5 protein-coding genes are annotated in these 6,372 nt (G+C 64.1%); 1 reads left to right on the top strand and 4 read right to left on the bottom strand.

What is annotated here, in order from left to right; translation table 11 throughout:
• Nucleotides 1–1,733 (bottom strand): FAD-dependent oxidoreductase (locus ACESMD_RS03680; protein WP_372610433.1); only part of this gene is annotated, 1,733 nt, incomplete at its 3' end.
• 184 nt (nucleotides 1,734–1,917) lie between these two features.
• Here ACESMD_RS03680 and msrA point away from each other — a divergent pair.
• Complete coding sequence (gene msrA / locus ACESMD_RS03685) at nucleotides 1,918–2,541, top strand: peptide-methionine (S)-S-oxide reductase MsrA (protein WP_372610435.1); 624 nt, start codon at nucleotides 1,918–1,920, stop codon at nucleotides 2,539–2,541.
• On the opposite strand, the gene ACESMD_RS03690 is transcribed toward msrA, so the two are convergent.
• From ACESMD_RS03690 to ACESMD_RS03700, 3 genes are all read right to left on the bottom strand, one after another.
• Nucleotides 2,538–3,725, bottom strand: a complete 1,188-nt coding sequence (locus tag ACESMD_RS03690; RefSeq protein ID WP_372610437.1) for an MFS transporter — start codon at nucleotides 3,723–3,725, stop codon at nucleotides 2,538–2,540. The two genes, msrA and ACESMD_RS03690, sit on opposite strands and share 4 nt — an antisense overlap.
• Before the next feature lie 58 nt (nucleotides 3,726–3,783).
• The gene (locus ACESMD_RS03695; RefSeq protein WP_372610439.1) at nucleotides 3,784–4,410 is read right to left on the bottom strand and encodes a C40 family peptidase; all 627 of its coding nucleotides are present in this window, start codon (nucleotides 4,408–4,410) and stop codon (nucleotides 3,784–3,786) included.
• A 219-nt stretch (nucleotides 4,411–4,629) separates the two neighbouring features.
• Nucleotides 4,630–6,372, bottom strand: a 1,743-nt coding sequence (locus ACESMD_RS03700) for a YbeU/YbeR family protein (protein WP_372610441.1), incomplete at its 5' end; no start/stop codon positions are given.

Genomic DNA, 6,372 nt, shown 5'->3' on the forward strand with positions numbered 1-6,372 from the left:
ACCCGAAAGCGCTTGAACTCGCCGAACAGCGCATTCACGGTCGCGTGCCAGGCCTGGTGCGCACTGGCATGGGTCAACTGGTAGGGGCCCGCCACATCGCCACAGGCCCAGACATTGGGCAGCACGCTCTGCAGCGATTCATCCACGGCCAGGGTACCGTTGTCGCGGGTTTCCACCCCAAGAGCCTCCAGCCCCATACCCTCGATATTGGCCTGGCGCCCCACGGCCACCAGCAGATGCGAGAAGGACAGCCGCTTGATCCGTGCTTCGCCGTGCGGGTCCTGCAGTTCAACCTCCAGCGCATGGCCACCGCCTTCATCGTCAACCACTCTTGACGCCTTGGTGGCGAGGTATACCGATACCCCTTCGTTACTCAGACGCCTTTGCACCTCGGCAGCCACCTCGGCATCCTCCCGGGGCAATAACTGATCACCCATCTCCACCAGCGAAACGTGACTCCCCAGACGAGCAAAGCTCTGGCCCAGCTCGCAACCGATGGGGCCGCCACCCAGCACCAGCAGGTGCTCCGGCAGCGCATCCAGTCGCCAGAGATTGTCGGAAGTGAGCACCTCGATCCGATCGAGGCCTGGCAGGTCGGGAACCCGAGGATGCGCGCCGCTGGCGATGATCACATGCCGGGTGGTGATAACCCTCTCGCCGACCCTGACCCGCCAGGGGTCCTCGAGGAAGGCGTCGCCGGCGATCACTTCCACGCCGAGACCCTCGTAGCGTTCACGGCTGTCATGGGGCGCGACCTCGCGGATGGCATGCTGGACATGGCCCATCACGGCGGCGAAATCCACCTGTGGATCCCCGGCCTGGATCCCGTATCGCGAGGCACCGCGGATCTCGCTGACAACCCGCGACGCCCGGATCAATGCCTTGGACGGCACGCAGCCGGTGTTCAGGCAATCGCCGCCCAGCCTGTCACGCTCCACCAGTGCTACCCGGGCCTTGACCGCTGCGGCGATATAACTTGCCACCAGCCCCGCCGAGCCGCCACCGATCACCACGATGTCGTAATCGAACCCACGCGGCCTGGCGTAACGCCGCGCCAGCCTGCGCCGCTTGCCGATGGCCACCAGCCCCCTGGCCAGCCAGGGAAAGAGCCCGATGAGGGCGAAGGAGGCGATCAGGGTGGGCGAAAGTATGCCGGAAATCGACTCCAGGTTACCCAGCTCCCGGCCGGCATTCACATAGACCGCCGTACCGGGCAGCATCCCCACCTGGCTGACCCAGTAGAAGGTCCAGAGACGCATCCGTGTAAGGCCCACCACCAGGTTGATGACGAAGAAGGGAAACAGCGGAATCAGGCGCAGGGTGAAGAGATAGAAGGCGCCCTCACGCTTGATACCCGCATTGATGCGCGCCAGCTGAGTGGTGAAACGCCTTTCCAGAGGTTTCTGGGCCAGGGTCCTGGCGATCAGTGCCGCCAGGGTCGCCCCCAGGGTGCTGGCGAAGGAGATGATCAGCAGGCCCCAGCCGAAGCCGAAAAGGGCGCCCCCCAGCAGAGTCAGCAGGGTCGCACCGGGGAGCGAGAGGCCCGCCATGACCACATAGATCAGGAAGAAGCCCCCTGCTACGGTCAGTGGCTCGGCCGCCAGCCAGGCCCTGAATCTGGCCTGCTCCGCCTGGAGGGTCTCCAGGGTCAGCACCTGGTGGGCACCGCTCAAGAAATAGGCCGCGATGATCACGGCAATCAGGGCGAGAAGTATCAGTCGACGTCGAGTCAAGGGTTCCCTCCTTGTGGTGGCGGCCGCCTGGGATGACGACAGGATCGTCTCTTGAGTCGTCGGGATTCCGGGGAACTTACGCGGAGAAAGGGAACGAAAATACAAATTCAACAGGGGTTGTATGGAACCCAGATCATGGAATAACCTCCAATCTAGCATGACTCAGCCACGGAGCTAACCGAAGATGACCTTTGCAACCCTCCCCACTGCCCGCTGGTTCGCCCTGCTGGCCCTTCCCGTCGCCATCGGATTCAGCGGCCAGGCCATCTCTCAGGAGCAGACGGCCAACGCCGTCTTTGCCGGTGGCTGCTTCTGGTGCGTCGAGCAGGCCTACGACAAGGTCGAGGGCGTCATCGCCACGACCTCAGGTTTCAGTGGCGGCCATGTCGAGAATCCAAGCTACGACCAGGTCGTGGCCGGCGGAACCGGACACATCGAAGCCGTGGAGGTAGAATATGACCCCGAAGCTGTCGACTACGAGACGCTGCTGCATGTGTTCTGGCGCAATATCGACCCCTTCGCGGAGAACCGTCAGTTCTGCGATGCAGGCGAATCCTATCGCAGCGCCCTCTTCCCCATGAACGACGAGCAGCGCGCCCTGGCCGAGGCCAGTCGAGACACGGTGGCCGAGCGATTCGATCGTGAGATTGCCACCGAGATCAAAGACTTCGAAGCCTTCTACCCGGCCGAGGACCACCATCAGGACTACTACACGAAGAATCCGGCCCGTTACAACTTCTACAAGTCCGCCTGTGGCCGAGTGGATCGACTGGAGGAAGTCTGGGGGGAGGAAGCCGGCGGCGTTTAAACGGGAATCGAACGCTCGTGACGCCACAGCCAGGCGGCAATGCCGAACGTGATGACCAACACCAGCCAGGAACCCAGGGTAACGCCCATCCAGGCACCGGCCTGCCAGAAGGGCTCCAGCCAGAAGCCGCCCAGGCTGGCTCCGACGTAGTAGAACACCAGGTATAGGGCCGAGGCACTGCCTCGCGCCCTCGCGGCATGTTTCCCCACCCAGCTCGAGGCCACGGAATGGGTGAGGAAGAAGCCGAAGGCATTGATGGTCAAGCCGGCGATGATCAACGGCAGCGACGCCGACAGGGTCACCGCAGTGCCGGCCATGAGGATAAGAATCCCGGCCATCATGCACACCGGCTGTGACAGAGAGCCAGCCAGCCTTCCGGACAGGATCGACCCCAGGGTGCCCCCGAGATAGGTCAGGAAGATCATTCCCAGGAAGCGGGCACCCAGCGCGTAGGGCGCCTCGGCGAGGCGGAACGTGATGTAGCTGTACTGGTTGATGAAGATCAGGAAGTTGAGGCCGCCAAGCAGATAGGCGCCCAGCAGCAATGGGTTGCGCAAGTGGCCGCCCAGGTCGGAGAGCGCCGCACCAATGGAGAAGCGACGAGGGGTGAAGGCTCTAGAAGCCGGCAAGAGCCGCCAGAAGAGCGCCACCCCGATGAGGGTCATGGTGCCCACCACCAGGAAGCTCGCCGATATTCCGGCGACCTCGGCCACGGCCCCGCCGATGACGCGACCACCGATCCCTCCCAGGGTATTACCGGCGATATAGAGCCCTACTGCCGAGAGCAGGGCCGGTCGCTCGAATTCCTCTCCCATCCAGGCAATGGCCACCGCCGGAAGACCGCCCAGCACGAAGCCCTGGAAGGCCCTCAACACCAGGAGGGTCTCGAAATTCGGGGCCAGCGCCAGGCTCAGGGAGAGCAACCCGGCGAGCAAGAGCGTCAGCCGCATGATGCCTCGACGCCCGATGGCATCCGAGAGCGGGCCGAAAACCAGCAAGGCCGCCGCCAGCGAGAGGGTCGCCACCGACATCACCAGGCCAGCGACCAGGGTCGAGATGCCGAAGGCGGCACGCAATTCGGGCAGCAGGGGCTGCGGGGCATAGAGATTGATGAAGACGAGAAAGGACCCCAGACAGAGGGCCAGGGTAGCCCGCCACCAGGCGCGGCTATGGGCTTCGATCATGGAGGCTCCGATCGGTCATGAATCGAGGTGGCGCGGGGTCGAAAGACGCGAGCTGGCGCTACCCTTCACCGGCAAGCAATGCCCGCTGTGCCAGCTGGGTGGGTTCGAGAGGCCGCCGGGCCTGCCAGTAGTGGCGTCGCCAGTAGGCGCTGTCCAGTTTCGAGAGCCTGACCCCGGTCGAGGCGGAGGCATGCAGGAAGATCCCGTCACCGACATAGATGCCCACATGGTTGTAGGCACCAGGCGGTCGGAAGAAGACCAGGTCGCCGGCCTCAAGCTCGGTTCTCTCGATCGCCATGCCCTGGCGAACCTGACCATCGGTGGATCGAGGCAGTTCGAGGCGGAAGGTATCGATGAAGACATTCTGAACCAGCGCCGAACAGTCGATGCCCTGGTCATTCTCGCCTCCCAGACGATAGGGCGTACCCTCCCACCGGTCGTGCTGGGCAAGCAACGCCTGGCGCACCAGGGCCTCGGGCGGATTATGCAGGCCGCGCACCTGACGGATCGGATTATCAACCCGCGACATCTTCGGATCCCAGTCACCGGGCAGGCCGGGCATCTGGCGTGTAAAGTAATCCTCAGGCGTCTGTGACGCCATCTCCCGCGTCTGGGTGGCACAGCCAGCCAACAGGCCCAAGGCGGTAACGATCAACAGCAGGCGACACCCTTGCGTGGCAACCATGGCGAAACCCTATTCCCGGAGCCGCACCCTTGCCGTAAACGCCTGGCGTGGCGTTGTGAGGGACTGAGGGTTGTCGCTATGGTAGTGATGCCAGACGCAAGTAGGTATCACTGCCAAAGCAGCCTGTCGACGACTCGTTTAAGACGAGGACTCCCGACAGGAGGAGCCAGTTGATCAAGGTGTTGACTATAAACCACTGATCTGCGGATTGGCGAGCATTCAATGCAGGGTCCGGACATCCCCCGGCAAGGTATCGACATGCATCGGTGCCCAGTGACGTGCCCGGGCACCGGGAAAATCGAGACTCGCCCAGGGACCGGCCAGCGGCGGTGCTGCGGCCAGCCAGGCAACGAGGGCCTGGCGAAAGCCGGCGAGGAAGGCCTCCCTCTCGGGAGTCTCGCCCATGAAGAAGGAAAATCCGGCATAAAGCCCCCGGGCAAATTCCTCCCAGCCACCGTAATGCGCCGCCGCCAGGGCGTGGGCGCGTTCCAGCAAGCGGGAGAATGCCGCCTCGTCGAGCCACTCCAGCTGGCGCCCGGCCATGGCCAGATCCACGGACTGGGCGATGTCCCAGGCCGTCAGGTCGATGTCGTTGCAGCCATCCTCGTTATCACGCACCCGCTGGAGTCGCAGCAGATGGGTCCCCTCCTCCTCGCTGCAGCTCCCGGTTTCCAGAGTGGCGATCTCCGACGACAGGCGATCCGTATTGAGCGTATAGGGCGCATAGTTGATCTGGTATTCCTGGCGATCACCCGCCTCGAGCAGGAAGTCGATGAAGTCTCTCAGTTGATCGGCGGCCTGCAGGCCGTAATGCCCGTCGACCCAGTCGTGGATCGTCTCGCACTCCCGCTTGCTCTCGGCATGCGGCAGGCTCCAGGCGGCACCATTGAGCGGCCCCACCAGCGCCATGGCGGTAAAATGGAACAGTGTGGGTCGCGGACCCGGCTCCTGCCAGGCCCCGTTTCGCCAATCCAGCCAATGGAAGAGGCTGCCGGGATCCTCCAGGTGCCAGCGAATCTCGTTGATCAAGGGAGCCTGTCCCTCTTCGGGCAGCAGGGTCTCCCACTGCAGCCAGGCCTCGAGCAACCGGCGGGCATCGGCATAGAAACGGCACAGCGAGCCCCGCAGGGCCTCGGCCAGGGAGGCGAGCCCACCCTGGTCGAAGGCATCCGCGTCCATGGCCATCTGCAGATAGAAAGCGTACTTCTCGGCCATATGAATGGTCGCGGAATGGCGACTGCCCTGACGCAAGGCATCGCGGACGACGAGATCCTCGACGGCCGGCCGCCCGAAAGCGGTCTCCGTGTTGGGCAGGGCACCATGGGCGGCGTCGGCGGCCAGCTGGTTGAGATGATGGGCCTGGGCAGGCAGCCAATAGCGGGAAAGGGCCTCGACGCCTTCATCGGGATGCAGGTCGAGGGTATCAACCAGATACTGACGTGATTCCTGGCTACGCACCGCCGACATCGTCATTCCAGCTCCCTGGCGCGTCGCCAGCTCGGGTTCGCGCACCGAGGCCAGGGCCAGCAACCAATGGCGAGGGGACTGGCGCAAGTCGCGGATGAGCTGACGCGAGGTCTCCATGTGCTGAGGCTCGATCAGGCCCTGCAATGCCTCGTGCCAGGGGCTGACGGGCGAGTGCAGCAACAACTGCCAGTCGGCCTCCAGTGAGGACAGAAGATCACGACCTTCATGCAGGCTGCGTCCGCGCTGGAAGGCACGCACCAGGGCCGACCAGTCGCTGTAGCGACGCAACACCAGGTCCGCTCCGTGCTGGGCAAGACCCGTCGCCTCGGCCTCGCTCAACCAACCCAGGCAGGCCCCGGCCCAGGCCAGATCGATCAACCGCAGCCAGTCCCAGGCCGCCCATTCCAGCGGCTCCCCACGGTCCACGAAACCCAGCAGCACACGACCATAGGCACGCTCATCGCTATCCAGCCCCTCACGCCAGGCACGGCGGTC

The sequence above is a fragment of the Halomonas sp. genome (assembly GCF_041689495.1).
In the GTDB taxonomy this organism is placed as follows: Bacteria; Pseudomonadota; Gammaproteobacteria; order Pseudomonadales; family Halomonadaceae; genus Halomonas.

What these genes read in the sequence shown, in the direction of transcription:
- msrA (WP_372610435.1), top strand. Translation starts at nt 1,918, where the DNA reads ATGACCTTTGCAACCCTCCCCACTGCCCGCTGGTTCGCCCTGCTGGCC.
- ACESMD_RS03690 (WP_372610437.1), bottom strand. Translation starts at nt 3,725, where the DNA reads ATGATCGAAGCCCATAGCCGCGCCTGGTGGCGGGCTACCCTGGCCCTC.
- ACESMD_RS03695 (WP_372610439.1), bottom strand. Translation starts at nt 4,410, where the DNA reads ATGGTTGCCACGCAAGGGTGTCGCCTGCTGTTGATCGTTACCGCCTTG.